At 71.5% G+C, this 26,777-nt stretch carries 22 protein-coding genes and 1 pseudogene; 5 read left to right on the top strand and 18 right to left on the bottom strand.

Annotated elements, in window-relative coordinates; all coding sequences use genetic code 11:
* Nucleotides 1–228 precede the first annotated feature (228 nt).
* The 3 genes from gndA to HCT63_RS20730 all read right to left on the bottom strand — a co-directional run bounded on the left by gndA (nt 229) and on the right by HCT63_RS20730 (nt 5,514).
* On the bottom strand, nt 229–1,680 hold the full coding sequence (gndA, locus tag HCT63_RS16455; RefSeq protein ID WP_208322492.1) for an NADP-dependent phosphogluconate dehydrogenase: 1,452 nt from the start codon (nt 1,678–1,680) through the stop codon (nt 229–231).
* A gap of 27 nt (nt 1,681–1,707) precedes the next feature.
* Nucleotides 1,708–2,571, bottom strand: coding sequence for a class II glutamine amidotransferase (locus HCT63_RS16450; protein WP_167007409.1), 864 nt, complete (start codon nt 2,569–2,571; stop codon nt 1,708–1,710).
* Between the two features lie 63 nt (nt 2,572–2,634).
* Nucleotides 2,635–5,514 carry an AAA family ATPase gene (locus HCT63_RS20730; RefSeq protein ID WP_167007406.1) on the bottom strand — a complete coding sequence of 960 codons (2,880 nt, stop codon included), beginning with the start codon at nt 5,512–5,514 and terminating at the stop codon, nt 2,635–2,637.
* A gap of 425 nt (nt 5,515–5,939) precedes the next feature.
* Between HCT63_RS20730 and HCT63_RS16440 the strand changes: the two genes are divergently transcribed.
* Nucleotides 5,940–7,880, top strand: coding sequence for a glycoside hydrolase family 3 N-terminal domain-containing protein (locus HCT63_RS16440; RefSeq protein WP_243843086.1), 1,941 nt, complete (start codon nt 5,940–5,942; stop codon nt 7,878–7,880).
* 69 nt (nt 7,881–7,949) lie between these two features.
* On the opposite strand, the gene HCT63_RS16435 is transcribed toward HCT63_RS16440, so the two are convergent.
* From HCT63_RS16435 to HCT63_RS20545, 6 genes and pseudogenes are all read right to left on the bottom strand, one after another.
* Nucleotides 7,950–8,663 (bottom strand): DNA alkylation repair protein, encoded by a 714-nt coding sequence (locus tag HCT63_RS16435; RefSeq protein WP_208322491.1) that lies wholly within the window; start codon nt 8,661–8,663, stop codon nt 7,950–7,952.
* A 1-nt stretch (nt 8,664) separates the two neighbouring features.
* Nucleotides 8,665–8,970 carry a hypothetical protein gene (locus HCT63_RS16430; protein ID WP_167007398.1) on the bottom strand — a complete coding sequence of 102 codons (306 nt, stop codon included), beginning with the start codon at nt 8,968–8,970 and terminating at the stop codon, nt 8,665–8,667.
* A 52-nt stretch (nt 8,971–9,022) separates the two neighbouring features.
* Nucleotides 9,023–9,976: a non-homologous end-joining DNA ligase gene (gene ligD / locus HCT63_RS16425; protein WP_167007395.1), complete on the bottom strand. Its 954-nt coding sequence runs from the start codon at nt 9,974–9,976 to the stop codon at nt 9,023–9,025.
* Nucleotides 9,977–10,027: 51 nt separating this feature from the next.
* Nucleotides 10,028–10,165, bottom strand: coding sequence for a hypothetical protein (locus tag HCT63_RS16420; RefSeq protein WP_167007392.1), 138 nt, complete (start codon nt 10,163–10,165; stop codon nt 10,028–10,030).
* 140 nt (nt 10,166–10,305) lie between these two features.
* Nucleotides 10,306–10,728, bottom strand: a complete 423-nt coding sequence (locus HCT63_RS20550) for an AraC family transcriptional regulator (protein WP_243843085.1) — start codon at nt 10,726–10,728, stop codon at nt 10,306–10,308.
* Between the two features lie 103 nt (nt 10,729–10,831).
* Nucleotides 10,832–11,077: pseudogene (locus tag HCT63_RS20545) on the bottom strand (AraC family ligand binding domain-containing protein); the annotation flags it as partial.
* On the opposite strand from HCT63_RS20545, the gene HCT63_RS16410 reads away from it, so the two are divergent.
* Nucleotides 11,076–11,327 carry a DUF2000 family protein gene (locus tag HCT63_RS16410; protein WP_208322490.1) on the top strand — a complete coding sequence of 84 codons (252 nt, stop codon included), beginning with the start codon at nt 11,076–11,078 and terminating at the stop codon, nt 11,325–11,327. The pseudogene HCT63_RS20545 and the gene HCT63_RS16410 sit on opposite strands and share 2 nt — an antisense overlap.
* A gap of 49 nt (nt 11,328–11,376) precedes the next feature.
* On the opposite strand, the gene hutI is transcribed toward HCT63_RS16410, so the two are convergent.
* From hutI to hutH, 5 genes are all read right to left on the bottom strand, one after another.
* Nucleotides 11,377–12,507: an imidazolonepropionase gene (gene hutI, locus HCT63_RS16405; protein ID WP_167009188.1), complete on the bottom strand. Its 1,131-nt coding sequence runs from the start codon at nt 12,505–12,507 to the stop codon at nt 11,377–11,379.
* A gap of 107 nt (nt 12,508–12,614) precedes the next feature.
* A complete protein-coding gene (locus tag HCT63_RS16400; protein ID WP_167007389.1) occupies nt 12,615–13,754 on the bottom strand; it encodes a formimidoylglutamate deiminase in 1,140 nt (379 codons plus the stop codon).
* Entirely contained in the window at nt 13,751–14,926 is a 1,176-nt protein-coding gene (locus tag HCT63_RS16395; RefSeq protein WP_167007386.1) for an allantoate amidohydrolase, read from the bottom strand. The genes HCT63_RS16400 and HCT63_RS16395 overlap by 4 nt, the downstream gene beginning before the upstream one ends.
* The gene (hutU, locus tag HCT63_RS16390) at nt 14,923–16,620 is read right to left on the bottom strand and encodes a urocanate hydratase (RefSeq protein ID WP_167007383.1); all 1,698 of its coding nucleotides are present in this window, start codon (nt 16,618–16,620) and stop codon (nt 14,923–14,925) included. The genes HCT63_RS16395 and hutU overlap by 4 nt, the downstream gene beginning before the upstream one ends.
* Complete coding sequence (gene hutH, locus HCT63_RS16385) at nt 16,617–18,209, bottom strand: histidine ammonia-lyase (RefSeq protein ID WP_167007380.1); 1,593 nt, start codon at nt 18,207–18,209, stop codon at nt 16,617–16,619. Before hutH ends, hutU begins: the two co-directional genes overlap by 4 nt.
* Before the next feature lie 171 nt (nt 18,210–18,380).
* Between hutH and HCT63_RS16380 the strand changes: the two genes are divergently transcribed.
* Entirely contained in the window at nt 18,381–19,130 is a 750-nt protein-coding gene (locus HCT63_RS16380; protein WP_167007377.1) for an IclR family transcriptional regulator, read from the top strand.
* Nucleotides 19,131–19,134: 4 nt separating this feature from the next.
* Here HCT63_RS16380 and HCT63_RS16375 read toward each other — a convergent pair whose 3' ends face one another.
* From HCT63_RS16375 to HCT63_RS16365, 3 genes are read right to left on the bottom strand one after another with little or no spacing between them, the layout of a single operon-like run.
* On the bottom strand, nt 19,135–19,689 hold the full coding sequence (locus tag HCT63_RS16375; RefSeq protein ID WP_208322489.1) for a DinB family protein: 555 nt from the start codon (nt 19,687–19,689) through the stop codon (nt 19,135–19,137).
* 26 nt (nt 19,690–19,715) lie between these two features.
* Complete coding sequence (locus tag HCT63_RS16370) at nt 19,716–21,737, bottom strand: VWA domain-containing protein (protein ID WP_167007374.1); 2,022 nt, start codon at nt 21,735–21,737, stop codon at nt 19,716–19,718.
* A gap of 16 nt (nt 21,738–21,753) precedes the next feature.
* Complete coding sequence (locus HCT63_RS16365; protein ID WP_167007371.1) at nt 21,754–23,139, bottom strand: AAA family ATPase; 1,386 nt, start codon at nt 23,137–23,139, stop codon at nt 21,754–21,756.
* Nucleotides 23,140–23,223: 84 nt separating this feature from the next.
* Here HCT63_RS16365 and HCT63_RS16360 point away from each other — a divergent pair, with 84 nt between their 5' ends.
* Nucleotides 23,224–24,546 carry an LssY C-terminal domain-containing protein gene (locus HCT63_RS16360; protein ID WP_167007368.1) on the top strand — a complete coding sequence of 441 codons (1,323 nt, stop codon included), beginning with the start codon at nt 23,224–23,226 and terminating at the stop codon, nt 24,544–24,546.
* Here the strand turns inward: HCT63_RS16360 and HCT63_RS16355 are convergent.
* Nucleotides 24,494–25,708 carry a dipeptidase gene (locus tag HCT63_RS16355; protein WP_167007365.1) on the bottom strand — a complete coding sequence of 405 codons (1,215 nt, stop codon included), beginning with the start codon at nt 25,706–25,708 and terminating at the stop codon, nt 24,494–24,496. The genes HCT63_RS16360 and HCT63_RS16355 overlap by 53 nt on opposite strands.
* 129 nt (nt 25,709–25,837) lie before the next feature.
* On the opposite strand from HCT63_RS16355, the gene HCT63_RS16350 reads away from it, so the two are divergent.
* Nucleotides 25,838–26,770: a DUF808 domain-containing protein gene (locus tag HCT63_RS16350; RefSeq protein ID WP_167007362.1), complete on the top strand. Its 933-nt coding sequence runs from the start codon at nt 25,838–25,840 to the stop codon at nt 26,768–26,770.
* Nucleotides 26,771–26,777 lie beyond the last annotated feature (7 nt).

The raw sequence follows: 26,777 nt of genomic DNA, 5'->3' as shown, positions 1-26,777 counted from the left end.
GACACCCCCGCATCGTGATCACGTCGTCGTACGAGAGACCCGCTTCGCGAGGTTCTCGCCGAGGCGGCGCAGCGCGTTGATGCCCTGCGCCTCCGCGTGTTGGCACCGATCGCGATGCCCTCGGCGATCATCGGGTTGCCTTGGCCCGCAGGCAGGACAGAGACGGCGGTGCCGGGCCGAGGGGCCCCTCAGAATTGCGGTGTCGACCCCGTGAAGGGGACAGGAGGCTCAGCCCCGCTGCTCCTCGGACCGCTCACCGGCCCAGAGCGTGTGGAACGTGCCGGGTTTGTCGACGCGCCGGTAGGTGTGAGCGCCGAAGTCGTCGCGGAGGGCCTGGATCAGCGCGGCCGGCAGTCGCTCGGCCCGCAGGGCGTCGAAGTACGCGAGCGACGAGGCGAACGCCGGTGCCGGGATGCTCGTACGGGCGGCGATCGCGACGACGCGGCGCCAGGACTCTAGGCCCGCTTGCACGGCGTCGACGAAGTACGGGGCGACGAGCAGCGACGGCAGGTCCGGATCGCCGTCGTACGCCTCGCGGATGCGGTCGAGGAACCGCGCCCGGATGATGCAGCCGCCACGCCAGATCGTCGCCATCGCCCCCGGATCGATCCCCCAGTCGTGCGCGCGCCTCCCGGCCAGGATCTCGTCGAAGCCCTGGGCGTACGCGACGACCTTCGACGCGTACAGGGCCCGGCGGACGTCGTCGACGAACGTGTCGTCGTCGTCCGGCCGCCACCCGGTGTCCGCGTGCGCGTCGGGATAGGCCGTACGGGCCGGCTCGCGCTGCTCGGTGTGCCCCGAGACCGAGCGCGCGAACGTCGCCTCGGCGATGCCCGTGACCGGGACGCCGAGGTCCAGCGCGGTCTGGACCGTCCAGCGTCCGGTGCCCTTCTGCTCCGCCTCGTCCCGCACGACGTCGATGAACGGTCGCCCGGTGGCGGCGTCGGTGTGGGCGAGCACGTCGGCGGTGATCTCGATGAGGTAGGACTCGAGGTCGCCCTCGTTCCACTGCGCGAAGATCTCCGCGATCCGCGCCGGCTCCGCGCCGAGCCCGTGCCGCAGCAGGTCGTACGCCTCGGCGATCAGCTGCATGTCGGCGTACTCGATCCCGTTGTGGACCATCTTGACGAAGTGCCCGGCGCCGTCCGGGCCGACGTGGGTGCAGCACGGGGTGCCGTCGACCTGGGCGGCGATGGTCTCGAACATCGGCCCGAGCGTCTCGTACGACTCAGCGGAACCGCCCGGCATGATGCTCGGGCCGTTGAGCGCGCCCTCTTCTCCGCCGGAGACGCCCGCGCCGACGAAGTGGAGTCCCTTCTCGCGCAGCGCAGCCTCGCGCCGCCGGGTGTCGAGGAAGTGCGCGTTGCCGCAGTCGATGACCACGTCGCCCTCGTCGAGCAGCGGGACGAGCTCGTCGATGACCGCGTCGGTGGGCTCGCCCGCCTTGACCATCACGATGATCGGGCGTGGCTTCGCTATCGACGCCACGAAGTCCTCCAGCGACTCGGACGGGACGAAGGTGCCCTCGTCTCCGTGGTCGGCGACCAGCGACTCCGTACGGGCATAGGTGCGGTTGTGCAGCGCAACCGGGAAGCCGTGGCGGGCCAGGTTGCGGGCGAGGTTGCGGCCCATCACGGCCAGGCCGGTGACGCCGATACGGGCGTTCGGGACGTCGTTCACGCGTCCTCCTCGTAGTCGGGGCTCGGGCTAGGAGCGCTGCGACGCGGCCGCGGTCGGCTCGAGGTCGGCGAGCGCAAGCGGATGTCGCAGCGGGCCGAACGGATGGGTACGGGTGAGGGTGAGGTCGCGGTCGACGTGCAGCAGCTCGCCGGACTCCAGCGCCGTCCAGCCGGGCTCGTCGTCCATCTCCTCGGTCGCCACGACCACGGTCCGGTGGTCGTCGTCGGCAGGATCCACACGGGCATGGATGCGGTCGCTGGCGCCGTCCCACCCCTCGGTGCCCGGGACGCGCTCGGCCCGCTCGAGGAACCGCAGGGGGTGCACGTCCGGGTAGCGCAGCGCCCAGAGGTCCGTCGCGGTGGTCAGGACGAAGTTCAGGGCCAGCACGGGCAGGTTCTCGGCGATCCAGCTGATCGCGTCGTGCACGCCGTCTGCCACGTCGCCGCTGTTGCGGCGGATCTCCGCCGTGATCAGCGCGAAGACCCGCTCACTGTCCGTCTGGCCCTCGACCAGCGCGCTGGCACCGACGTCGGCCAGACGTGCGTCGAGCGACTCGAGCCCGCCGACGACGCCGTTGTGGGCGAACAGCCGGTTGTCGAGCTCGAACGGGTGCGTGTTGGCGACGGTGTGCGCACCCGTGCTGGCATAGCGGACGTGCGCGACGAACGTCGTCCCGTGCATGGTCTTCGCGTCGCGCGCGAAGGCCGTGTCGTCCCATGCATCGATCGGCTGCTTGTCGATCCGCGCGGCACCATCGGGCTCGAAGACGCCGATGCCCGTCCCGTCCGGGTTGCGACGGCCCTGCGACCGCAGGCTGTCGGGGGCGTCGAGCAGCCAGAAGGTCGCGGTCATCGGATGACGACCGCACTGCAGACCGAACAAGCGGCACATGCCCTCAGCGTCTCAGCGCTCGGGCGATCCCGCTCGTCACGCGGGCCCTACGGACGCCTGCGCTCAGGCGCGCTGGCGTCGCGCGATCGCTGCCGCCTCCGTGCGGGTCGACGCCCCGAGCTTGGCGAGGATGTTGGAGACGTGGACCGAGACCGTCTTGGTGCTGATGAACAGCAGCGTCGCGATCTCGCCGTTGGTACGGCCCTCGACGAGGTGCTCGAGGACCTCACGTTCACGAGCAGTCAGCGGCTTCTCGCCGGCGACGTGGGGCTTCGAAGCGGCCGAGGTGGCCGCTGCCGTGGTCGAGCCCGCGAGCTGCTCGAGCACGCGGGTGAGCGGTGCTGCGCCCAACGCGACGGCCTGCTCGTGCGCGCTGCTCGCGACCTCCTTGGCGCCTGCCACGTCGCCGCTGGCCTGCAGGACTGCCGCGAGCCGGGACGCGGAGCGGGCCTCCTCGTAGACCTGTCCGAGCTCGGCGAACGCCTGCGTGGTCTCGCGCCACGCGGTGAGCAGCGCGGGGAGCGCAACCTCACCCCCGACGATCCAGCGCAGACGCAGGATCTCGGCGTCCAGGCGCAATGACCACGCGGCTCCCTCGGGACCGAACGGGCCGCGCTGCTCGATGACGTGGTCGGCGACGGCCCGCAGCTGCTCTGCGCGCGTGAGCCACTCGCTGCGCTCGGCGGTCGACGCGTGGCCCGCCTCGTCGGCGAGGCGTCCCACGAGCAGGCCCCCCATCCGCAGGCGAGCCGGGACGAACTCACCGTCCCAGTCCTGGGTCAGTGTCATGACCAGGTCGTCGTGCCAGCGTGTCGCCTCACCCGCATCGCGGGCCAGGTCGATGGCGGCCGTCGCACAGTGGATGGCGAGGACAATGTCCTTGTGCCAGAGGGCGCGCAGCCGCTCGGCCGTGCGCAGCGCCGCGCCGTCGCCCCGGCCTGCCGAGACGAGCAGACCGACGGCCTCGAGATCAGCTGCGGGGACCTTGGGCGGCTGCAGCATGCCGACGTCGCAGAGCTCGAGGACAAGGTCCCAATGACCGAGGAGATAGGCCGTGACCGACGCGAAGAAGCGGCCGTCGAACCCGTACGGAGCCCATTGGCGACCGGCCTGCACGGCGGTCTTCATCGTCCGGAGGAACTCGGCCTCAGCGCGGTCGAGCATGCCGCGTTCGTGGTAGTAGAAGGCGAGGTGGTGGCGAGCCCTCAGCTCTGCCACGACGTCGCCCTCGGTCGCCGCAATCTTTGCGACCTCGAGGAAGCGGCGCTCGTCGCCCTCGGGGTCGTCTCCGATCCGAGCACGCGCCCTAGCCTTGGTTGCGGCAGCGTCGGCCACGAGCCGGTTGAGACCCAGCCGCTGCCCTAGTGTCATCGCCTGGGTCGCCCAGCGGATCGCCTCGTCGAAGTGCCTCTCGTTGGACGCGGCACGGGCAGCGAGCTCCTCGACGGAGGCCCGCAGCGCAGTCGGCTGCTCGGGAACGAGCACGAAGAGCTCCTCGAGCGCCTGGCGCGGCTCGACGATCCGATCGGCCATCAGCGCCGCCGTGCCGTACGCGACGAGGAGCCGCGCCCGGTCCTCCACAGGCAGGTCGTCGGCCTGCTCGAGGAAGTCGCCGACGAGCACCCAGGCTCGGCGTACGTATCCGGCTGCTGTCTTGGCCTCGCTCGCGGCGATCACCAGACCGACGACGTCGGTGCCCTCAGGGGCAGCGGACACCACCGAGAACGCCCGCTCGTAGTGGTCCGCGGCCTCGTCGTGGCCCGCGACGCGGGTCGCCCGCTCGGCAGCGCGGACACTGGCCGTGAACGCGACCTCGTCGAGACCTGCCTCGAACGCGTGCCGCGCGACGTCGGCCGAGTCGCCACGGCCGCTCAGCACCTTGACGTATGCCGCGTGGATCCGACGTCGCTCGGCCGGCAGCAGGTCGTCTCGTACGACCTCGGCGAGCAAGGCATGTCGGAAGACGTAGCCGTCGCTGCGGGTCCGGGAGAGGATGCGGTGGTCGAGTGCGGCGCGGACACCGTCCTCGATCGTGCTCGGTGGCAGGTCCACGACGGCGGACAACAGCTCGTCGCTCACCTCACCGACTGCACAGGCGAGCGCACGCACGACGTGTCGCCCAGCGTCGTCGAGGCGGTCAAGCCGCACGAGGAGCAGATCGGCCAAGGTCGGAGGCAGCGGGCCGTTCTTGTCGTCGACGTCGAGCAGCTCCTCGACGATGAACGCGTTGCCCTCCGCGCGGCGGAGGATCGCGGCCAGCCCGCTCGCACCGATCGCGCCGGCGTCGCGCGAACGCACGAGCGCCCGAACCTCGTCGTCGGCGAGCGGGCCGAGGTCGAGACGCTGGACACCGGGCAACCGGCTCCACTCCGCGACGTCGGCGCGCAACGGGTGGCGGCGGTGCAGGTCGTCGCTACGGTAGGAGACGACCACCCGGACGTCGCCCTCGTACCGCTGGGAGAGCACGTAGCGGATCAGGTGCCGTGTGGAGGCGTCTGCCCAGTGGGCGTCCTCGACGATGAGAAGGACGGGACGGCTCGCGCCGAGCAGCTCGAGCGCGGTCACGACCGACGAGAAGAGCTCGCCGCGGTCCACGCCCGCGCCGTCCGCGGCACCCCACATGAGCGGACCGAGCGGGGGCATCGCGTCGGACATGGACGTGCGGGTGGCGTCGTCCAACCCCGCCAGCATCTCGGCGAAGGGCTGGAAGGGGATCGCGCTGTCGCCGAGATCGACGCAGTGGCCCACCATGACGCGGTGGCCTCCGTCGGCGGCAAGGACCGCGAGCTCGCGAAGCAGGCGAGTCTTGCCGATGCCGGCGTCGCCGCTGAGGAGGACACCCCCGCGGGCCTCCGGGTCAGCGACGCCGGTTGCGGCGAGCAGGCGCGAGAGCTCGGTCTCACGCCCGACCAGGGGCTCGGTCGGTCTCCACTCGGCGGACATGAACCCATGATCGCCCAAGACACCGACAGGATTCGACTCAGATTCGTGGGCCGGCACCGCGCCCTGGGTCACCGCCGAGCCCGGCGCGTGCGACGCCGGACGGTACGGCGACGAGGGCGCGGGTGGGCGTCCTCGATACGGCGCTGCATCTCGGTCTCCACGTAGTACTCCGGATTCAGGATCATGACGTCAATGCTCGTCGTCTGAGGTAGCCGCAGGCATCGGACGAGTTCCTTAGTAAGGGTCCACGACTACCTCAGATCCGGGACGTATCCGCGAACCCAGGTCTTGCCATTTGTTGTTGGTTACGCAATATTCGGAGGCCTGAGTATGACGTACGTCACATTCGAGTGGAGGACCTCATGGATGCCAGACCTCGAAGCACCGACGCAGCACCTCGTTCCCGATTCCGACGCACCACGCTGGTGCTCGGTGCCGTAACGGCACTGGTCGCCGGCACCGTCGGCGTCGGCGCGGCCTCGGCGCCGGCCACGACCCCGAGCGGGGCGAGCACGGGCAAGGACCGGGGCACCCTGCCCTACCTCAACCCGCGGCTGCCTACCGAGAAGCGGGTGAAGGACCTGCTCTCACGCATGACCCTGGCCGAGAAGATCGGCCAGATGACTCAGGCCGAGCGGGGCAACGCGACGCCCGCCGACGTGACCGCCCTCGGTCTCGGCAGCATCCTGTCCGGCGGCGGCTCCGTACCGGCCGACAACTCCCCCGAGGGTTGGGCCGACATGGTCGACGGCTTCCAGGACGGCGCGCTCGCGACGCGCCTGAAGATCCCCGTCCTGTACGGGGTCGACTCCGTGCACGGACACGGGAACCTCTACGGCGCGACCGTGTTCCCGCACAACATCGGCCTCGGTGCCACCCGCGACCCGAAGCTGGTCGAGAAGATCTCCCACGTCACCGCCGAGGAGACCCGCGCGACGGGTCCGCAGTGGAGCTTCGCGCCGTGCCTGTGCGTCGCACGGGACGACCGGTGGGGCCGTACGTACGAGAGCTTCGGCGAGTCACCGCGGCTGGTCTCGGAGATGGCCGTCGCCGTCCGCGGCTTCCAGGGACGACCCGGCCAGCTCGACAACGCCGACCGCGTCCTCGCAACGCCGAAGCACTACGCCGGAGACGGCCTCACGACCTTCGGGACGTCCGCTGGCGACTACACGATCGACCAGGGCATCGCGATCGTGAGCCGTGAGGAGTTCGCGCGCCTCGCCCTCGCCCCGTACTGGCCCGCGATCAAGAAGTACGGCGCCGGGTCGGTCATGCCGTCGTTCTCGTCGGTCGACTGGACCGAGGACGGGGTCGGCAACCCGCTCAAGATGACCGCGCACACCGAGCTGCTCACCGGCGTCCTCAAGGGCCGGATGGGCTTCGACGGCCTGGTCATCAGCGACTGGGAGGCGATCCACCAGATCCCGGGCGACTGGAACACGCAGGTCCGTACGGCGATCAACGCCGGCATCGACATGGCGATGGAGCCGGCGCAGTTCCGGCAGTTCATCACCGCACTCACCCAGGAGGTCGAGGCGGGACGCGTCCCGATGTCGCGGATCGACGACGCGGTGAGCCGGATCCTGGCCCAGAAGTTCGAGCTCGGCCTGTTCGAGAAGCCGTATACCGACCGTCGAAACATCGACGAGGTCGGCAGCGCGCAGCACCGCAAGGTGGCGCGCGAGGCCGTGGCGAAGTCGCAGGTGCTGCTGAAGAACCGTGGCGACGTCCTGCCGCTGTCGAAGCGCTCGTCGCTCTATGTCGCGGGCAGCAACGCCGACAACATCGGCAACCAGGCCGGCGGCTGGACGCTGACCTGGCAGGGCGGCTCGTACCACCAGTTCCCGGGCACGACGATCCTCGAGGGCATCGAGGACGCCTCGCGCGGTGACGTCACGGTGAGCGAGACCGCGTCCACGCCGGTGCCGAGCGACGCGACGGGTGTCGTGGTGGTCGGCGAGACGCCGTACGCGGAGGGCTTCGGCGACGTCGGTGGCCCGCGCTGGGGCTTCGACCCCGGTGACAACGGGGTGCTGCGGCCGATCAAGGACATGAAGCTGTCCGAGGCCGACCAGCAGGCCGTGGACACCGTCTGCACGCAGGCCGCGGAGTGCGTCGTGATCGTGGTCTCGGGCCGACCGCTGGAGATCGCGCCGGACCTGCTCAGCAAGATCGACGGGCTCGTCGCAGGCTGGCTGCCCGGCAGCGAGGGTGCGGGCGTGGCGGACGTGCTGTTCGGCAAGAAGCGGTTCACCGGCAAGCTTCCGGTGACGTGGCCTCGTACGGTCGCGCAGCAGCCGCTCAACGTCGGGGACGCGGACTACGACCCGCTGTTCCCGTACGGGTTCGGCCTACGCACGCGCTGACCCTGAGGGCCCGCCCCCTGATTTGACGCGTTTCCCACCCATCTCGGACGCAACTCGGTGGGGAACGCGTCAAACCGCGGGGCGGGCGAGGTAGGCGGCGCGTTCGGGCTTGTCGAACTTCTCGAGGGCGGTCCGCAGCATCACGCGGGGCATCGTGGCCGCGTGCGTGTCGAGGAACCCGCGCAACGCGTCCCGGTCCACGTCGCCGGCGTAGCGCAGCATCCACCCGGCACCCTTGTGCACCAGCGGCTCTGGGTCGTCGAGAAGCAGCGCGCTGATCGCGAACGTGTCGGCCACGTCCTCGCGACCGATGAACGCCGCGGTCGCCACGATCGCCGTACGCCGCTCGGGCCAGAAGTCCGAGCGCGCCAGCGCATACAGCGGGTCGCGCGGGCGCTCGACGAGCCAGCTGCCGACGACCTGGTAGGCCCCGAGGTCGACGAGGTCCCACCCGTCGATCCGGTCGTGGCGGCGCAGGTAGAGGTCGTACAGCTCCTCGTGCCGCTCTTCGGTCACCCGCTTGCGGGCCGCCGCCTTGCCCATGATCGAGCAGGCGCCGACCCGGACCTCGCGCACGTCGTGGTCGAGGAGCACCTCGAGCTCGTCGACGGGCATCGCGAGGAACTCCTTGGCAAGGCCGAAGATCGCGCCCATCCGTACGCCGACGAAGGTGTCGTCACCGGGGAAGAACCGCTGGTACTTCACCCGCTGCTCGTCCGTCGCCATCGGGAGCAGCGCCGCGACGAACTGTGCCGCGGAAACGTCCTCGCGTACGGGCGCCACCTCAGGGCTTCGGTTTGTCGTCGGTGGACGTCGTCCAGGCCAGCTCTTCCTCGACCTCGACATGGTCGCTCGACGAACCCGGTGTCACCTTGTCAGCGACCTTGTGAGCAGCATCGGTGACCTTGTCCTTGACCACGGGCGCCTGGTCCTTGACCGTGTCGGTCGCCTTCGAGAAGCCGTCCTGGACCGGCTGGCTCCCGAGGAGCTTCTTGGTCTGCGTGACGATCTGGTCGTACCTCTCGTGTCCGGCCTTGGCCCCGAGGACGTATCCGACGCCGGCAGCGACGAGAAGGGAGAGCTTGCGCATGAGGACTCCTCTCGGTGAGCGTTCCCCTCGACGCTAGCGTGCCCGCGCCCCGTCAGCCACCCTCTTCGGGCGGCACCTGCGCCCCTTCGGCCTCGTCGCGCGCCGCCCACTCCAGCAGGGGCGCGATCGAGAACACGGCCTCGTCGATGCCCGCGTGCAGGTCGCCCAGCTCGGCATAGCGGGCGGGCATCGTGGCGATCGTCAGTGCGGCGGGCTCGACGTCGTCGACCTCGTCCCACCGGATCGGCGCGGAGACCCGTGCGTCAGGGACGCCTCGTACGGAGTAGGCGGCGGCAATGGTGTGGTCGCGGGTGTTCTGGTTGTAGTCGACGAAGAGCTTGGCCGGGTCGCGGTCCTTGCGCCACCAGGTCGTCGTCACCTCGTCAGGGACGCGGCGCTCGACCTCGCGGGCGAACGCGAGCGCGGCGCGACGGACGTCGGGGAAGCCATGCTCGGGCGCGATACGGACATAGATGTGCATCCCGGAACCACCCGAGGTCTTGGGCCAGCCGACCGCCCCGAGCTCGTCGAGGATCTCGTGCGCGACGTGCGCCACCCTCCGTACGGTCGAGAAGTCGCACTCCGGGCCCGGGTCGAGGTCGATGCGCCACTCGTCGGGCTTCTCGGTGTCGGCGCGGCGTGAGTTCCACGGGTGGAACTCGACGGTCGACATCTGCACCGCCCAGATCACGCTCGCGAGCTCGGTGACGCACAGCTCGTACGCGTGGCGGCCGTACCGCGGGAACTCCACGCGTACGGTCTCCAGCCACGGCGGCGCCCCCGCGGGGACGCGCTTCTGGTGGACCTTTGTCGAGGCGACACCCTTGGGGAAGCGGTGGAGCATGCAGGGCCGCTCACGCAGCGCGTTGACGATGCCGTCGCCGACGGAGAGGTAGTACGTGACGAGGTCGAGCTTGGTCTCGCCCCGCTCGGGGAAGTAGACGCGGTCGGGGTTGGACACGCGGACGTCACGGTTCCCGACCTCGATCTCGACCGCGTCGCCCATGCGGGGATACTCGCACGGGACGACGCGGTCGGGTAGGCGCAACACGACGGCTCAGAGTCGCAGTCCCCGACGGCGACGTGCGCGCGGCCCGCGAACGAGGTCGGCGCGACGGTCGTCACCAGGGATCGGGAGCCGCTCGATGCGGTGCTTCATCTCGGTCGTGACCGACTGCTCGGGATCGATGTACATCAGGGTCTCCTTCGCTCGTCCTGATGCCCTCACTCTCGTCGTCTGAGGTAGGCGCTCACATCGGGTGCGCACCCTAGGTTTGGCTGACCAGGTGCCTCAGATTGGTGGGCGGGGCTACCTCAGACGACGGGGTCGGGCACCTACGAAGGCGCCGGGCGTCGTCCCGAGGACCGCCGGAAGTGGCGCGTGAGGTGTGCCTGGTCGTGAAATCCGGCGGCCACCGCCGCCTCCGCGGCCGGACGGCCGTCCAGCAGCATCCGGCGGACGAGGTCCACGCGGCGGCTCGTGAGGTAGCGGTGGGGCGGGAGGCCGTACGCCGCTGAGAACGACCGTACGAGGTGGCTCGGGTGTGCGCCGAGCACCCGCGAGGCCTCATCGAGCGTCAGGCCGGCGACGACCGCCTCGTCGAGGAGCTCGCGCAGACGGCGGGCCAGCGGCACGTCGGGGGCTGTCGACGGCGCGAGCCTGTGGAGGTGCTCCCGCAGCAGGTCGTGGACCCGGACCAGCTCTGACTCCGCTTCGAAGGCGTCGCCCCCGCCGAGCGCCGCATGGATACGCCTCACCCCGCCGGTGACGTCGGGGCGCGCGACCGTCGGCTGGTCGACGTTGTGGCCGGTGGCACCGAGCGGCAGCCAGGTCGGCGTCGAGATAGAGCACGCGCTTGCGGAACGGCCGCCCCTCGCGCGCCGTACGGCCGTCGTGCGGCACGTGCGGCGGGAGGAGCGTGAGGGTCGTCGGCTCGGCGGTGTGGGGATGACGGTCGAGGTCGTACGAGACGGCGCCGGCGTCGATGAGCAGCAGCGTCCAGTCGCCGTGGGTGTGGCTCGGGTAGGCGTGCTCGGTGAACTCGGCGTGCAGCACCTCACGCAGGTGCGGCACGTCGGGTCGCCACGCGCGGACCCGATCAGCCATGCAAAGAACGTACAAGACCCGGTCCAGGTGCTGCGGCGACGCTGTCCGCGAGCCGTACGAGGACGCCGACGGGCAGCGCTACCTGCCGATGATGCGCCAGCCGATGCTCGTCTTCACCGCCGACGCGGAGGGGTTGCGTGGGATCCACGGGGCGGCGCTGCGGCGGGAGATGCCGATGGCGATCTATACGCGGGAGCTGTTCGCGACCGTCGCGGTGCACGGGCCCCGCAACGGGTGGACAAGACGGTGAAGGGCGCGTCGCTGCACGCGTGAGGGACCGGACGCCTGGCCGACCCGGGTCAGCGGCCGCCGACGAGCGTGCGGGCGACCAGCGGGACGCCGGGCCGGTACGCCAGGTGCACCGCCGAGGGAGCGTCGAGGATCGCGAGGTCGGCACGCGCCCCGACCCGCAGGTGGCCGATGTCGTCGCGACGCAGGGACGCGGCCCCGCCGAGCGTCGCCGCGCCGAGGGCCTCGTACGGAGTCATCCCCATCTCGCGCACGGCGAGCGCGAGGCAGAACGGGATCGACGACGTGTAGCTGCTGCCCGGGTTGCAGTCGCTCGCGAGTGACACGGTGATGCCGGCGTCGAGGAGCCGGCGCGCGTCGGGGTAGGGGTGGCGGGTTGAGAACTCGACGCCGGGAAGGAGCCCCGCGACGGTGTCGGAGGTGGCGAGCGCCTCGATGTCGGCGTCGCTGAGGTAGGTGCAGTGGTCCACTGCGGCCGCGCCGAGCTCGCAGGCCAGCTGCACCCCCGGGCCGTACGACAGCTGGTTGGCGTGGACGCGCATGCCGAGGCCCGCGTCGCGTCCGGCGGTGAGGACGGTGCGGGCGGCGTCGGCGCCGAACGCACCGTCCTCGCAGAAGACGTCGACCCAGCGCGCGTACGGGGCGCAGGCGTCGAGCATCGGGCCGGTGACGAGGTCGACGTAGGCCTCGGGCGTGGTGCCGTCCGGGACGACGTGCGCACCGAGGTAGGTGGTCTCGGCGGTGAGCTGCGCGGCGATCGCCAGGGAACGCGCCTCGTCGTCGACGGTGAGGCCGTACCCGCTCTTGATCTCGACCGTGGTGGTCCCCTGGCGCTGCATCTCGGCGACGAGTCGGCGGACGTTCGCCTCGAGGTCGGCGTCGGACGCGGCGCGGGTGGCGGCAACGGTGGTGCGGATGCCGCCGGCGGCGTACGGGCGCCCGGCCATCCGCGCCTCGAACTCCGGCGCGCGGTCGCCCGCGAAGACGAGATGGCTGTGGGAGTCGACGAAGCCCGGGACGACCGCGGCGCCGGCGACGTCCAGCACCTCGTCGGCGGCGGGCGCGTCGGCCGCGTCCCCGACCCACGCGACGACGCCGTCGGCGAGGACGAGCGCGGCGTCCTGGCGGAGCGGGCGCTCGTTCTCCCACGTGACGAGCTCGCCGATGTGGGTGAGGAGCAGCGCTCGCGCACCCCCGCCACCGCTGGTTGAGCCTGTCGAAACCCCGCCACCGCCGGTTGAGCCTGTCGAAACCTCGGCCCCGCCGGTTGAGCCTGTCGAAACCCCGCTCACACGCGCCCCCAGATCGCGGCGACCGCGCGGCGCATCCGCTCGGCGATCTCGTCGGCCCCGTACGGCAGGTCCTTGGGCGGCTCCACGTCCGCGGCCGTCGCGGCCCACAGCGGCTCGCCCGCGCCAGCGAGCCGTACGGAGTCGCGCAGCGTCGACGCGTCGGCGCCGGCGAGATCCGGTGCGAACCCCAGCGAGGCGTAGCCCGTCCGCGTCGCCGCCTCCGTCAGCTCCGCCGCGCTCCACGCCCCGCGCGTGCCGCTGACCAGCCGTTCGTGCATCTCCACCGCCCTCGCCTCCGCGAACAGGTCGATCACTGTGTTGCTGTCCGACCCGAGCGTGAGCCGCGCCCCGGCGTCGCGCAACCGGGTCGACGGTCCGACGCCGTCCGCAAGCTCGGCCTCGGTGGTCGGGCAGAAGCACACGTACGCCCGCGCATCGCCGAGCGTCGCGATGTCGGCCTCGGTGAGATGCGTGGCGTGAACCGCCGTCGTGCGGGGCGTCCAGGCGCCGGCGTCGGCGAGCAAAGCGACCGGGGTATGGCCGGTGGCGGCGAGGCAGTCCTCGTTCTCCCGCGGCTGCTCGGAGACGTGGACGTGCAGCGGCGCCTCCGGGAGTGCGGTGGCGACCGTGCCGAGCTGGCCCGGCGGCACCGCCCGTACGGAGTGGATCGCGGCGCCGACCACGACGTCGTCCGCACCGGCGTGGCGGGCGGCGAGGTCGCTCACGCGCAGCGCCCAGGCCTCGGCGTCACCGTCGGAGAAGCGCCGCTGGACCCCCTCAACAGGCCGCCCAAACCCCGCCGCGAGATAGCACGTGTCGAGCAGGCAGATCCGCAGCCCGACCTCGCGCGCAGCAGCGATCAGCGCCTCGCCGGTGGCGTTCGGGTCGTCGTACGGGACACCGTCCGGGCCGTGGTGCAGATAGTGGAACTCGCCGACGACGCCGATGCCCGCGAGCCGCATCTCCGCGTACGTCGCCACGGCAAGGTCGTGGAGGAGGTCCGGGTCGAGCACGCCCGCGACGGCGTACATCTGGTCCCGCCAGGCCCAGAACGTGTCGCCGCCGACGCTGCGCCCGCGCAGAGCCCGGTGGAAGACGTGGCTGTGACAGTTGGCGAGCCCGGGGAAGGCGCTCATGCGAGCTCCCGCACCACGCGTGCGAGTGCCTCGACGCCTGCGGCGCAGTCCGCGTCGTCGGCGTACTCCTCCGGCGAGTGGGACACGCCGGTCGGGTTGCGGACGAACAGCATCGCCGTCGGTACGAAGGCGCTGAGCACGCCCGCGTCGTGGCCCGCCCCTGTCGGCAGCAGCGGGGCGTCGAGGACCTGCGCGAGGCGTTCACGCAGGTCGAGGTCGAACGCGACCGCCGGGCTTGACGACTCGACCGCGACCTCGACCCGCACGCGTGACGCCGAGGCCGCCTCGCGTGCGTCGATGAGGATCGCGTCGAGCATCCGGGCTAGGGCGGCCTCGTCGTCCGCACGGGCGTCGAGCCAGCCGGTGACCCTCGACGGGATTGCGTTCGCGCCGCCCGGCTCGACGGTGATCCGCCCGAACGTCGCCCGCGCGCCCTCCTCGTACGCCCGCCGGGTGGCCGCGACCACGGTGGCGGCGTACGCGGGCATCGGGTCGCGCCGGTCCTCCATCGGCGTGGTCCCGGCATGGTCCGCACGTCCCTCGAAGTCGAGCCGCCACCGCCCGTGCGGCCAGATCGCCGTCGCGACGCCGACCGGCTCTTCGGAGTGGACGAGCGCGCGGCCCTGCTCGACGTGCAGCTCGACGAACGCGCCGATACGGCCGAGCCACGCGCTCCGGCCGACCCTACGGAGGTCTCGCCCGCGGGCGGTCAGGACCTCCGCGAGGCTGAGCCCGTCGCGGTCCTTGAGCGCGAGCGCACGGTCAGCGTCGAGCGTGCCGGCGGCGAGGCGCGAGCCGGCGCACGCGACCCCGAAGCGCGCCCCCTCCTCGTCGGCGAAGCACGCGACCGCGATCGGACGCGAGGGCGTGAAGCCGTCTGCGCGCAGCTGATCGAGCGCCGCGAAGGCGGAGACGACGCCGAGCGGACCGTCGTATGCGCCGCCGTCCGGGACGGAGTCGAGGTGCGAGCCGAGCAGCAGCGCGTCGGATCCTTCCCCCCACCACGCCACCTGGTTGCCGTTGCCGTCCTCCTCGTACGCCATGCCACGCGCGGCCGCCTCACCGGCGAACCACTCGCGTAGCTCCATGTCGGCGTCGCTCCACGCGAAGCGACGATAGCCGCCCGTACGGGGATCGCGACCGACGCACTCGATCGGGGCGAGAAGCTTCACGCCTCCTCCATCGGCGCTTCTTCCATCGGCACGCGCACGCCACGCTCGTGCGCGACGTCGCGCGCCCGGTCATACCCGGCGTCGACGTGCCGCATCACGCCCGTCCCAGGGTCGTTCGTCAGCACCCGCTCGATCTTCTCGGCCGCGAGGTCGGTCCCGTCGGCGACGATCACCTGCCCCGCGTGGAGCGAGCGGCCGATCCCGACGCCACCGCCGTGGTGGAGCGACACCCACGTCGCGCCGGAGGCGGTGTTGAGGAGTGCGTTGAGAAGCGGCCAGTCCGCGATCGCGTCGGAGCCGTCGGCCATCGCCTCGGTCTCGCGGTACGGCGACGCGACCGAGCCGGAGTCGAGGTGGTCGCGCCCGATGACGAGCGGCGCGCTCAGCTCGCCCGACGCGACCATCTCGTTGAAACGCAGCCCGGCGCGGTGCCGTTCGCCGTACCCGAGCCAGCAGATGCGCGCCGGCAGCCCCTCGAAGTGGACCTTCTCCCCCGCCTGCGTGATCCAGCGGCGCAGGTGCTCGTCCTCGGGGAACAGATCGAGGATCGCGCGGTCGGTGGCCGCGATGTCGGCGGGATCACCGGACAGCGCCGCCCACCGGAACGGGCCTTTGCCCTCGCAGAACAGCGGGCGGATGTAGGCGGGGACGAAGCCGGGGAACGCGAACGCGCGGGCGTACCCACCCTGGCGTGCCTCGTCGCGGATCGAGTTGCCGTAGTCGAACACCTCCGCGCCGGCGTCCATGAACCCGACCATCGCCTCGACGTGCTTGGCCATCGACGCGCGGGCGCGTGCGGTGAACCCCTCCGGGTCGCGCGCCGCCTCGGCCTTCCAGTCCGCGACGTCGATGCCCTCGGGGAGATAGCTCAGCGGGTCGTGCGCGCTCGTCTGGTCGGTGACGATGTCGATCTCGACGCCGCGCGCGAGCAGCTCGGGGAACACGGTCGCCGCGTTGCCGACCACCCCGACCGACAGCGGGCGGCGGTCCTTCTTGGCGGCGAGGACGCGCTCGACGGCGTCGTCGAGGTCGGCGGTGTACTCGTCCAGGTAGCCGTGCTCGACGCGTCGCGCGAGCCGCGTCTCGTCCACGTCGACGACGAGGACCACGCCCTCGTTCATCGTGACCGCGAGCGGCTGCGCGCCGCCCATGCCGCCGCAGCCGGCCGTGAGGGTGAGGGTGCCGGCGAGGGTCGGTCGGTCACCCCGTCGGTCGAGCCTGTCGAGACCCCACAGCTTCCGCGCCACGGCGCCGAAGGTCTCGTACGTGCCCTGGAGGATCCCCTGCGTGCCGATGTAGATCCACGACCCGGCCGTCATCTGGCCGTACATCGTGAGCCCCTCGGCCTCGAGCCGCCGGAACTCGGGCCACGTCGCCCAGTCGCCGACCAGGTTGGAGTTGGCGATGAGGACGCGGGGCGCCCACGCGTGCGTACGGAACACGCCGACCGGCTTGCCGGACTGCACGAGCAGGGTCTCGTCGTCGTCGAGGGTGCGCAGCGTGCGGACGATCGCGTCGTACGCCTCCCAGCTGCGCGCGGCGCGTCCCGTACCGCCGTAGACGACAAGGTCCTCGGGGCGCTCGGCGACGTCCGGATCCAGATTGTTCATCAGCATCCGCAACGGGGCTTCGGTCTGCCACGAGCGGGCGGTGATCTGGGTGCCCCGCGGCGCCCGTACGGGTTCGTGGCTCATCGTGGTGCCTCCTGCTCAGGTCCCGTCCCCGATTCGGGCACTTCCCCACCGATTCGCACTGGTGATTCGGTGGGGAAATGCCCAAATCGGGGACGGAGCGTGCCGGTACGGACGAGGGTGACCGTGGAATCGATCTCGGGGGCGAGGAAGCGGTCCGGGCCGGGCCCGGGGACGTGCTCGCGGAGCGTACGGATCGCCGCGCCCGTGATCGGCGACGGCGCGAGCGGCGCGCGCAGATCGATCCCGCGCGCGGCGACCATGATCTCGATCGCGAGCACCCGGGTGAGGGCGTCCACGGCCCTGCGGAGCTTGCGGGCCGCGGACCAGCCGAGCGAGACGTGGTCCTCCTGCATCGCGCTCGACGGGATCGAGTCGACGCTGGCCGGCACCGCGAGGCGCTTGAGCTCGGCGACGAGCGCGGCCTGCGTGTACTGCGCGATCATCGCGCCGGAGTCCACACCCGGGTCGTCGGCGAGGAACGGCGGCAGTCCGCGGTTGCGCGAGACGTCGAGGAACCGGTCCGTACGGCGCTCGCTGATGCCGGCGACATCGGCGACCGTGATCGCCAGGAAGTCCAGGACGTACGCCAGCGGGGCGCCGTGGAAGTTCCCGTGGGACGAGACCCGCCCGTCCGCGAGGACCGACGGGTTGTCGATCGCGGAGGCGAGCTCGCGCCCCGCGACGAGGGCCGCATGGTCGAGTGTGTCGCGGGCGGCGCCGTGGACCTGAGGAGTGCAGCGCAGCGAGTACGCGTCCTGGACCACCCCGTCGCCGTGCCGGTGGCTCGCCACGATCTCCGACCCGGCGAGCAGCGTCCGCAGGTGCGCGGCCGACGTGGCCTGCCCCGGGTGCGGCCGCAGGGCCATCAGCTCCGCGGAGAACACCTGGTCCGTCCCGAGCTGGCCCTCGATGCTCATCGCGGCCGCGAGGTCGGCGGCGTCGAGCAGGGCCCGCACGTCGTGAAGCGCGAGGACGAGCATCCCGAGCATCCCGTCGGTGCCGTTGATGAGCGCGAGGCCTTCCTTCTCGGCAAGGACGACGGGGGTCAGCCCGTGGTCGGCGAGCGCCTCGGCCGCAGGGCGTACGACACCGTTCTCGGTCACCTCGCCCTCCCCCATCACCGCGAGTGCGCAGTGCGACAGTGGCGCGAGGTCGCCGGAGCAGCCGAGGCTGCCGTACTCGCGCACCACGGGTGTCAGGCCCGCGTTGAGCATCGCCGCGTACGCCTCGGCGACCTCGAGCCGCACGCCGGTGTGCCCGCTGGCCATGGTCGACAGGCGCAGCAGCATGAGCGCCCGTACGACCTCGTCCTCGACCTGCGGGCCGGTGCCGGCCGCGTGGGAGCGGATCAGGCTGCGTTGGAGCTGCGTGCGCTGCTCGGCCGGGATGTGCCGTGTCGCGAGCGCGCCGAACCCCGTCGAGACGCCGTACACCGGCTCGTCGGAGGCGGCCAACGCCTCGACGTGCGTACGGGCGGTCTTGATCGCGGAGCGTGCCTCCTCGGACAGGGCCACGCGGGCTCCGTCGCGGGCGACGGCGACGACGTCCTCGGGGGCGAGCGGCCCGGGGCCGACGATGACGGTGTGCATGGGTCCATTCCACGGCGCGGGCGTGCCGCACCGCTACGGCGCCGCGCTGGCTCGTGTCTCGCATCCGAGACAGCGGCCATTGCGGTCGATCGGTGCCGCCATGTGACACCGATCGACCGCGCAGAGCGCCGCAGCACGGCGCGGCAATCTCGGATCCGAGACACTGACCCCATGTCCCGTGCCGTCCCCGCCGCGACCGCGACGCTGCGCGCGTTGCGGTTCCTGTCGGGCCAGCCCGTCCCGGTCCCCGCGAGCCGCATCGCGAGCGAGATCGGTTTGCCCCGCTCCTCCACGTACCACCTGCTCGCGGCGATGGCCGAGGAGGACTTCGTCGTCCACTACCCCGAGGACCGCACCTGGGGGCTCGGGGTCGGCGCGTGGGAGGTGGGGCTCGCCTTCGCGCAGCAGGAACCGCTCGCCCGCCTCGCCCGGGTCCCGCTCGCCCGCCTCGTCGACACGCTCGGCCAGTCCGCACACCTGGCGGTCCTCCACGGCTCGGACGTGCTCTACGTCCTCGAGGAGCGGGCGCCCGGCCGCCCGTCGCTGGTCACCGACGTGGGCGTACGGCTTCCGGCGCACCTAACCGCATCCGGGCGCGCGATCTTGTCGACGCTCGCCCGGCCGCAGGTGCGCGCCCTCTATCCGGATGCCGCCGCGTTCGTCAGCCGTACGGACGTTGGCCCCGCGACGCCGACCCAGCTGCGTGACCTGCTCGGCGAGACCCGGCGCCGCGGGCATGCCACCGAGGACGGCGAGGTGACGCCGGGGTTCCGGTCCGTCGCGGTCGCGCTCAGCGCGCCTGCGGTCCGTGCTGCCGTCGCCGTCACGTGGGAGTCGTCGGCGGACGTCTCCGCCGACGCGGTCGTCACCGCCGTACGGAGCACCGCCGCGACGCTCGACCGCCGCCTGCACGCCCGCTGACGGGCTACTGCCCCGTACGCCCGTCGATGCACTCGCGGAGGAGATCCGCGTGACCGGCGTGGCGCGCGTACTCCTCGATCATGTGCACCAGCACGTCGCGCAGCGGGATCTCGCCACGCTCGGTGTCGCGCGCGACCGTGCCGAGGTCCGAGACGCCATCGACGAACGCCTCCGCGTACGCCACTTCGTCCTCCCAGCGGCGCCACGCGTCGGCCACGACCTCGTCGTCGGCGACCGCACCGTTGAAGTCGGCGTCGCGGTCCTCCGCCGTCCGGTAGTAGCGCGGCGCGTCCTCACCCGCCATCCGCTGCCGGAACCAGGTCCGCTCGACATCGGCCATGTGCCGTACGAGGCCCAGCAGCGACATCGTCGACGGCGGCACCGAGCGGCGCGCCATCTGCTCGGCGTCGAGACCGTCGCACTTCATCCGCAGCGTGAGCCGGTACACGCGCAGGTAGTCGAGGAGCGTCTCGCGCTCGCCGACTGACTGCGCGTCGGAGTCGCGCGGGTCGTCCTGGGGGTCGACCCACATGTCCGGGAACTGCCGTTCGCTGCTCATCTCGGCAGTCTCTCAGGCACAGACGCCTACTCGTCCACCCAGAATCCGCGACCGCCGAACCACCCTCCGTACGACCCGCCGCCGTACGCACTGCCGCTGTCACGAGACCCGAGATAGCTGTCGACGACGGCGACGCCGAGGTCCTCCAGCTCCGGCGCGACCACGCGTCCGTCGACGCGCCGCGCCATCTGCTCGATGAACCGCGCGAGCCCGGGGTCCTCGCCGAGGCGGAAGAACGTGGTCTGCGCGCCGAGCCGCCCGACGTCGTCGAGGGCACGGACGGTGTGCGCGACCGTACGAGGCGACGGCGGATATGTGAAGAAGACCTCGCCGTCGGGTTCGAGGTGCGACGTCGGCTCGCCGTCGGTGACGATGAGCAGCACCGGCTGCGCGGAGGGGTGCTTGCGGAAGTGCCGGTGCGCGAGCAGAAGCGCGTGGTGCAGGTTGGTGCCCTTGTCCCACTTCGCGTCGAGCGCGGTGAGCTGGTCGATGTCCATGACCTCGGCGTACGGGCCGAACCCGACGAGCTGCAGGTGGTCCCCGCGGAACCGGCTCTGGATCAGCGTGTGGAGCGCGAGCGCCGTGCGCTTCATCGGCACCCACCGCCCGTCCATCGCCATCGAGAACGACGTGTCGACGAGGAGCGCGACCGCGGCCTGCGTGCGCGCCTCGGTCTCGCTCACCTCGACGTCTCGGATGTTGAGCCGGACCCCTGCACCGGCGTCGCCGCCCTCGGCGGTCGTACGGAGGACCGCGTTGGTGAGCGTCTTCGTGACGTTCCACGGCTCGGTGTCACCGAACTCCCATTCGCGCGATTCGCCCGAGAGCTCGCCGGCTGCGCCCGCACGCCGGACGTCGCGGGCACCCTGGCGGCCGGACATCCGGTTCGCGACGTCGCGCAGCAGCGACCGTCCGAGTTGGCGGATCGCCTTCGGGGAGAGGCGCAGCCCGCCGTCCGTCCCGCGCTTGAGGGCGCCGCTCTCGCGCAATGCCCGCTCGAGCTCGGCGAGCGCACGCGCGTCGACGGCCGCGTCCTCACCGAGGAGGTCGCCGAGCTTGTCGACGTCGATGTCGCTCATCCGCGCCCCGGGATAGGACTGCGAGAGCTGCTCGCCGAGCGCGTCGAGGTCCGCGAGCTCCTGCAGGACGCCGGTGCCGTCGCCGAGTCCGAGCCCCTGCTCGCCGTCGAAACGCTCCGACCCCGACCAGTCCTCGCCGGGCCGAAGCGCCTGGAGGTTGACGTCGAGCTGCCCGAGCGCGTCCTGGAGATCGGCGCTGCCGAAGGCCTGGGCCGACAGCGCCATCAGCTCCTCGCGTTGCTCCGGAGTCATCGAGTTGAGCATCCGTTGCGCGGCGGCGGAGCGGGCGGCGAGCGCGTCGATCAGCTCGTCGACGTTCTGCGGGTCCTCCGGGAAGAAGTCCCCGTGCTTGTCCATGAACTCCCGGAACTGCTCCTCGGTGTCGTCCCCGCGCCGGTGCGCGTCCAGCAGGCTGTTGAGGTCGCGCACCATCTCGGCGACGGCCTCGCGATCCTCGTCGGTGGCGTTCTCGAGCGCCTGCTTCATGCCGGAGAAGCGCTGGTCGAGCATCTCGCGACCGAGCAGGTCCTTGATCCGCTCGAAGTCCTCGCGCGCCTGCGTGCTGCGCCAGGAGTAGTCCGCCAGCTCGGAGACGGCGGACGCCGGGGACGACGGCAGGCTCTCCATCCGCATCTCCGCGAAGCGTGCGTCGTCGTCGAGATCACGGGCGAGCTGCTTGCGCTCCTCGAGCACCGCCCGGTCGAGGAGCTCGCGCACCTCGCGCAGCGTGCCGTCGAGGTCGTGACGCTCCAGCAGGCTGCGCCGGCGCTGCGCGACGCGACGTGCAAGGTCGTCGAGGCCCTGCTGACCGTCCGTCCCGCGCCGCAACACCTCACGCATCGCGTGCTCGGGCGAGTATCCAGCCATCACGTCCTCGCCGATGGCCTCCAACGCCTCGGCGATGTCGACCGGTGGCGCGAGCGGATCACCGCCCGCGTACCGGCCGTACCGGCTCTCGTGCCTGCTCATCTGTCACCTGCCGCGCTCATCCGTACACCGTCTCCCCGCCACCGGAGTCCTTGCTGATCTTGCGCGCGAGGAAGAGCCCCTCCAGCGCCAGCTCGAGCGCGCTCGCCCGCTCGCCGTCGCCGGTGGCGCCGAGCCGGGCCATCACCTCGTCGTACAGGGCCGACTCTCCCAGCACTGGGAGGCCCGCGAGGAAGTCGCTCGCGGTGACCTGGTCGCCGGTCGTCACCGTCGCACCGGACGCGAACGCCTCGACGAGCAGCGCGAAGTCGATGCCGCGCAGCCGGTGGCGTACGGTCTCGGCGGTCGCCGTACGGAGGACGTGCTCGAGGATGGCCCGCTCGCGACCCTCCTCGCCGGTCTCGAACTCGACCTTGCCGCCGAGCACGTCCACGGCGGTCTCGAGATCGACGACACGGGCCACGGCGGTGTCCTCGCCCCGTACGGTCGCGCGGTGCAGCGCCGCGGCCGCGACCGTCTCCGCACCTGCGATCGAGAACCGTGCGGACACACCTGCACGCTGGTCGACGGCCTGCGACTCGCGCAGCGCCCGCGTGAACCGGGCGAGGATCTCGAGCAGGAAGTCGGGCACCTGCGCGACCAGCGCGGCCTCCTGCCGGACCACGGCGATCTCGTCCTCGAGCTCCAGCGGGTAGTGCGTCCGGATCTCCGCGCCGAAGCGGTCCTTCAGCGGCGAGATGATGCGCCCGCGGTTCGTGTAGTCCTCCGGGTTGGCCGTCGCCACGACCATGACGTCGAGCGGCAGCCGCAGGACGTACCCGCGGATCTGGATGTCGCGCTCCTCCATCACGTTGAGCATCGCGACCTGGATGCGCTCGGCGAGGTCGGGCAGCTCGTTGATCGCGACGATCCCGCGGTGGGAGCGCGGCACGAGCCCGAAGTGGATCGTCTCGGGGTCGCCGAGCGAGCGCCCTTCGGCGACCTTCATCGGGTCGACGTCGCCGATCAGGTCGGCCACGCTCGTGTCCGGCGTCGCGAGCTTCTCGGCGTACCGCTCGTCGCGGTGGCGCCACACCACCGGCAGCGCGTCGCCGAGCTCGGTCGCGCGCCGACGCGAGGCGGGGGTGATCGGCTCGTACGGGTGCTCGCCGAGCTCGGATCCTTCGATGACCGGGGTCCACTCGTCGAGGAGCCCGGCGAGCGAGCGCAGCAGACGGGTCTTGCCCTGGCCGCGTTCGCCGAGCAGCACGACGTCGTGCCCGGCGATCAGGGCGCGCTCGAGCTGCGGGATGACCGTGTCGTCGAGCCCGTGCAGGCCGGGCCAGGGATCACGCCCCTCGGCGAGCGCGGCGAGCAGGTTGTCGCGGACCTCCTCGCGGAGGGACTTCTGGACGTGGCCGGAGGCGCGGAGCTCGGCGACCGTGCTGGGTGCAGGCGCATTCATCTGCTCCACGCTAGTCCGGTGCACCCCGGATCACCGACCGTCGTTCGCTGACGGCGGACAGCCGCGTCGCGCACACTGGGTCCCATGGGGGTCACGCGACGACGATTCACGATCCGCGCGTCTGTCGCGAACGGGATCGACCACGCGTTCTTCGCGTTCTCGGCGTTGGCGGCTGCGTGGTTCGCCTACCTGCTGCTCGTCGAGGGGGCCCGCCGGGGCTGGCAGTCGGGTCTGCTGGTCGTCTTCTGGCTGTTCGTCGCCTATCTTCTGCTCCCCCGGCTGCACCGGATCCTCACGCAGATCTATGTGCCCGGCTACTTCATCGGCCGCGCGCGGACCGCCGACGGGCGCCTCGGCGATCCCGTCAACCTCGCCTTCCGCGGTCGCGAGCAGCAAGTCCACCGCGCGATGCGCGAGGGCGGCTGGACCCGCGCGGACGATCTCGACCTGCGGTCCGGCATGCGCATCGTCACGTCGACCCTGCGGCGACGCAGCGATACCGGAGCACCGGTCAGCCCGCTCGTGCTGTTCGGTCGGCAGCAGGACTTCGCGTACGAGCGGGAGGTGGACGGCAGCCCCTCGCAGCGCCATCACGTCCGGTTCTGGCGATGCCCGGACGGGTGGAAGCTACCCGGCGGGTTTGCGGTGGACTGGCTCGCCGCCGGCACGTACGACCGCAGCGTGGGCCTGTCCACGTTCACCCTGCAGATCACCCACAAGATCGCCCGCGACACCGATGTCGAACGGGACTTCGTCCTCGCGACGGTCACCGGTGCCGACCCCTCCGTGACCGTGAACGTCATCGAGGACTTCTCCACCGGCTACCACGCGCGCAACGGCGGGGGCGACGCGATCGAGACGGACGGCGATCTGCCCGTCGTGGACCTGAGCACCGTGGACGCGCCGCCGGATCCGGTGGCGCCGCCCGCCGACGGCCGCATACGCCTGCCTGCACCGACCGTCTTCGGGGCCGGCGTCGCCGTGCTGCGCGCGCTCGGCATCCTCATCGCCGTCGTCCTTGTGGTGGTGGCCCCCGACCTGGTCGCCGACACCGTGACTCACGCCGGCGCCGACCTGACGACCCGGGACGTCGAGGCCGCGGCGCGCGGGAGTGCACTCGTGCTTGCGGTGTACGGCCTCGTCGACCTCGTGCTCGCCGTCGCCGTGCTGCGGGGCAGCAATCTCGCGCGGCTCGTGCTCATGACGTTGTGCGCTGTGGCGACGGTGACCGCCTTCGCCTCCGACGTTGGCGGTGACCCGATCACGCTGACCCACCTCCCGACGGTCGGCGTCAACATCCTGGTGATCCTCGCGTTGTCGAGCCCCCGCTCACGGGCGTACGCGACGCCCGCGGTCAACCCTTCGGCAGCACCTCGGTCATCACGCGCTGCACGTTACCGCCCATGACCGCGGCGACGTCGGCGTCGCTGAAGCCACGGTCGACCAGCTCCTGCGTGACGACGGCGAGCTCGGACGTGTCCCAGCCGACGGCGACCGAGCCGTCATAATCGCTGCCGAGACCGACGTGATCGATGCCCACGAGGTTGCGGACGTGGACCATCGCGTCGACGACCGCCTTCACACTGGTGTCGCACACCGCGCCGTCGAAGTAGGCGATGCCGACAACGCCTCCGGTGGCAGCGACGCCACGGATCTCGTCGTCGGTGAGGTTGCGGTTGACCTCGCACGTGGCCTGGACGCCCCCATGGCTGGACACCACCGGCTTCGTGGCGCGTGCGAGCATCTCGGCGACAGCGGTGTGGCTCGCGTGCGCGACGTCGACGATCATCCCGAGCTCCTCCATCTCGTCGAAGACCTCGCGCCCGAGGTCGGTGAGGCCTTCCTTCTCCTCACCGTGCATCGAGCCCGCGACCTCGTTGTCGAAAAAGTGCGTGAAGCCCGCCATGCGGTAGCCCGCCTCGTACAGGCTCCCCAGGTTGTCGGCGTCGCCCTCGAGCGGCTGCAGGCCCTCCAGCGAGAGCAGCGCACCCGTGACGTCGTTGCCGGCGGCGCGGTCAGCGACGAGGCCCTGGAGGTCGTCGCTCGTACGGACGAGGCGCAGCGCGCCCTCGGACCGTTCCTCGGCATCCTGGAGCTTCTCCGCGTGGTACATCGAGCGTTCGAAGATCGAGGTCCACGTCCGCGGCGGCTGGAGCTGGGCGAATGTCAGCAGCGTGATGTTGTCGGTGTCGGCACTGTTGGAATCGAAGTTCTGACCCTTCGGAGACTTGCTCACCGACGAGAACACCTGCAGCGCGACGTTGCCGTCCTGCAGCCGCGGGAGGTCGACATGCCCACGGTCGCTGCGGTCGAGGAGGTCACGCTTCCACAGGAGCGTGTCGGAGTGCATGTCGAGGATGGTCAGCGAGTCGTGAAGCGCCTGCGTCTCGTCGGTGACCTCGGGCAGCGGCTCGGTCACAATCTCGTTCATGCCCTTCTCGACGATCCCGGGTGCGAGCGCGAAGAACGCGACCGCGGCGAGGACGGCCAGTGCGAGGAGCGCGACGAGGATGCGCTTGACGGTGAAGCGCCGGCGTCGCCGGGAAACAGGGGCATCTGCTGACGACATGAAGGGGTCCTTCCGAGACGGAGGTCACACCGTACCCGCCGGTAACAAGGCCGCGTCATCCGGCCCGGTCCGGCACTGGCCGTACGCTGTGCCCGTGATCTTGCACCGCCTGCCGACGGGGCCCCGCGCGTGAGCGCCGGACTGGCCGCCCTCCTCGACGACATCGCCGCCCTCGCCAAGCTGGCGGCGGCCTCGGTCGACGACGTCGGCGCCGCCGCGGCACGCGCGAGCACCAAGGCCGCTGGGGTCGTCGTCGACGACGCCGCGGTGACCCCTCGCTACGTCCAGGGCCTGCGCCCGGAGCGCGAGCTGGCGATCATCAAGAAGATCGCGATCGGCTCGCTGCGCAACAAGCTGGTCTTCATCCTTCCCGTCGCGCTGCTCCTGAGCCAGTTCGCGCCGTGGCTGCTGACGCCGATTCTCATGCTGGGCGGGACGTATCTCTGCTACGAGGGCGCCGAGAAGCTCTGGGAGAAGCTGTCCGGCCACCACGCGCCCGAGGTCCCCTCGTCGTCGCAGGGCCCCGTCGAAGAGGGCAAGGTGATCTCCGGCGCCATCACGACCGACTTCATCCTGTCGGCCGAGATCATGGTGATCGCGCTCAACGAGGTGGCCGACGAGCCGTTCGTGTCGCGCGCGCTCATCCTCGCCCTCGTCGCGGTCGGCATCACGGCGCTCGTCTATGGCGCGGTCGGCCTCATCGTCAAGATGGACGACATCGGCCTCTCGATGGCCACCCGCACCTCGGCCGTCTCGCAGGCCGTCGGTCGCTTCCTCGTCCGCGCCATGCCCGTGGTCCTCGCGACGCTCTCGGTCGTCGGCGTGGCCGCGATGCTGTGGGTCGGCGGGCACATCCTGCTCGTCGGAGTGGACGAGCTGGGCTGGCACGGCCTGTACGACGCCGTGCACCACCTCGAGGAGCTCGTGCACGACGCCGTGCCGGCCATGGGCAGCACGCTCCCGTGGCTCGTCAACACCACCGCGTCAGCGCTGCTCGGACTCGTCGTCGGCGCGATCGCGGTCGCGGTCATGCACGTCGTGCCACGCCGCAAGAAGCACTGACGCAGGG

Source organism: Mumia sp. ZJ430, from assembly GCF_011751845.1.
Classification (GTDB): domain Bacteria; phylum Actinomycetota; class Actinomycetes; order Propionibacteriales; family Nocardioidaceae; genus Mumia.
This window is presented reverse-complemented; position numbering and strand designations above follow the sequence as displayed.

Excerpts from the sequence above, each read along its gene's own strand:
- HCT63_RS16450 (WP_167007409.1), bottom strand. The coding sequence starts at position 2,571 with ATGTGCCGCTTGTTCGGTCTGCAGTGCGGTCGTCATCCGATGACCGCG.
- HCT63_RS20730 (WP_167007406.1), bottom strand. The coding sequence starts at position 5,514 with ATGTCCGCCGAGTGGAGACCGACCGAGCCCCTGGTCGGGCGTGAGACC.
- HCT63_RS16430 (WP_167007398.1), bottom strand. The coding sequence starts at position 8,970 with ATGCGCAAGCTCTCCCTTCTCGTCGCTGCCGGCGTCGGATACGTCCTC.
- ligD (WP_167007395.1), bottom strand. The coding sequence starts at position 9,976 with ATGGGCGACGCGGTCGAGATCGAGGTCGGGAACCGTGACGTCCGCGTG.
- HCT63_RS16420 (WP_167007392.1), bottom strand. The coding sequence starts at position 10,165 with ATGTACATCGATCCCGAGCAGTCGGTCACGACCGAGATGAAGCACCGC.
- HCT63_RS16410 (WP_208322490.1), top strand. The coding sequence starts at position 11,076 with ATGCAAAGAACGTACAAGACCCGGTCCAGGTGCTGCGGCGACGCTGTC.
- HCT63_RS16400 (WP_167007389.1), bottom strand. The coding sequence starts at position 13,754 with ATGAGCGCCTTCCCCGGGCTCGCCAACTGTCACAGCCACGTCTTCCAC.
- hutU (WP_167007383.1), bottom strand. The coding sequence starts at position 16,620 with ATGAGCCACGAACCCGTACGGGCGCCGCGGGGCACCCAGATCACCGCC.
- hutH (WP_167007380.1), bottom strand. The coding sequence starts at position 18,209 with ATGCACACCGTCATCGTCGGCCCCGGGCCGCTCGCCCCCGAGGACGTC.
- HCT63_RS16380 (WP_167007377.1), top strand. The coding sequence starts at position 18,381 with ATGTCCCGTGCCGTCCCCGCCGCGACCGCGACGCTGCGCGCGTTGCGG.
- HCT63_RS16375 (WP_208322489.1), bottom strand. The coding sequence starts at position 19,689 with ATGAGCAGCGAACGGCAGTTCCCGGACATGTGGGTCGACCCCCAGGAC.
- HCT63_RS16370 (WP_167007374.1), bottom strand. The coding sequence starts at position 21,737 with ATGAGCAGGCACGAGAGCCGGTACGGCCGGTACGCGGGCGGTGATCCG.
- HCT63_RS16365 (WP_167007371.1), bottom strand. The coding sequence starts at position 23,139 with ATGAATGCGCCTGCACCCAGCACGGTCGCCGAGCTCCGCGCCTCCGGC.
- HCT63_RS16360 (WP_167007368.1), top strand. The coding sequence starts at position 23,224 with ATGGGGGTCACGCGACGACGATTCACGATCCGCGCGTCTGTCGCGAAC.
- HCT63_RS16355 (WP_167007365.1), bottom strand. The coding sequence starts at position 25,708 with ATGTCGTCAGCAGATGCCCCTGTTTCCCGGCGACGCCGGCGCTTCACC.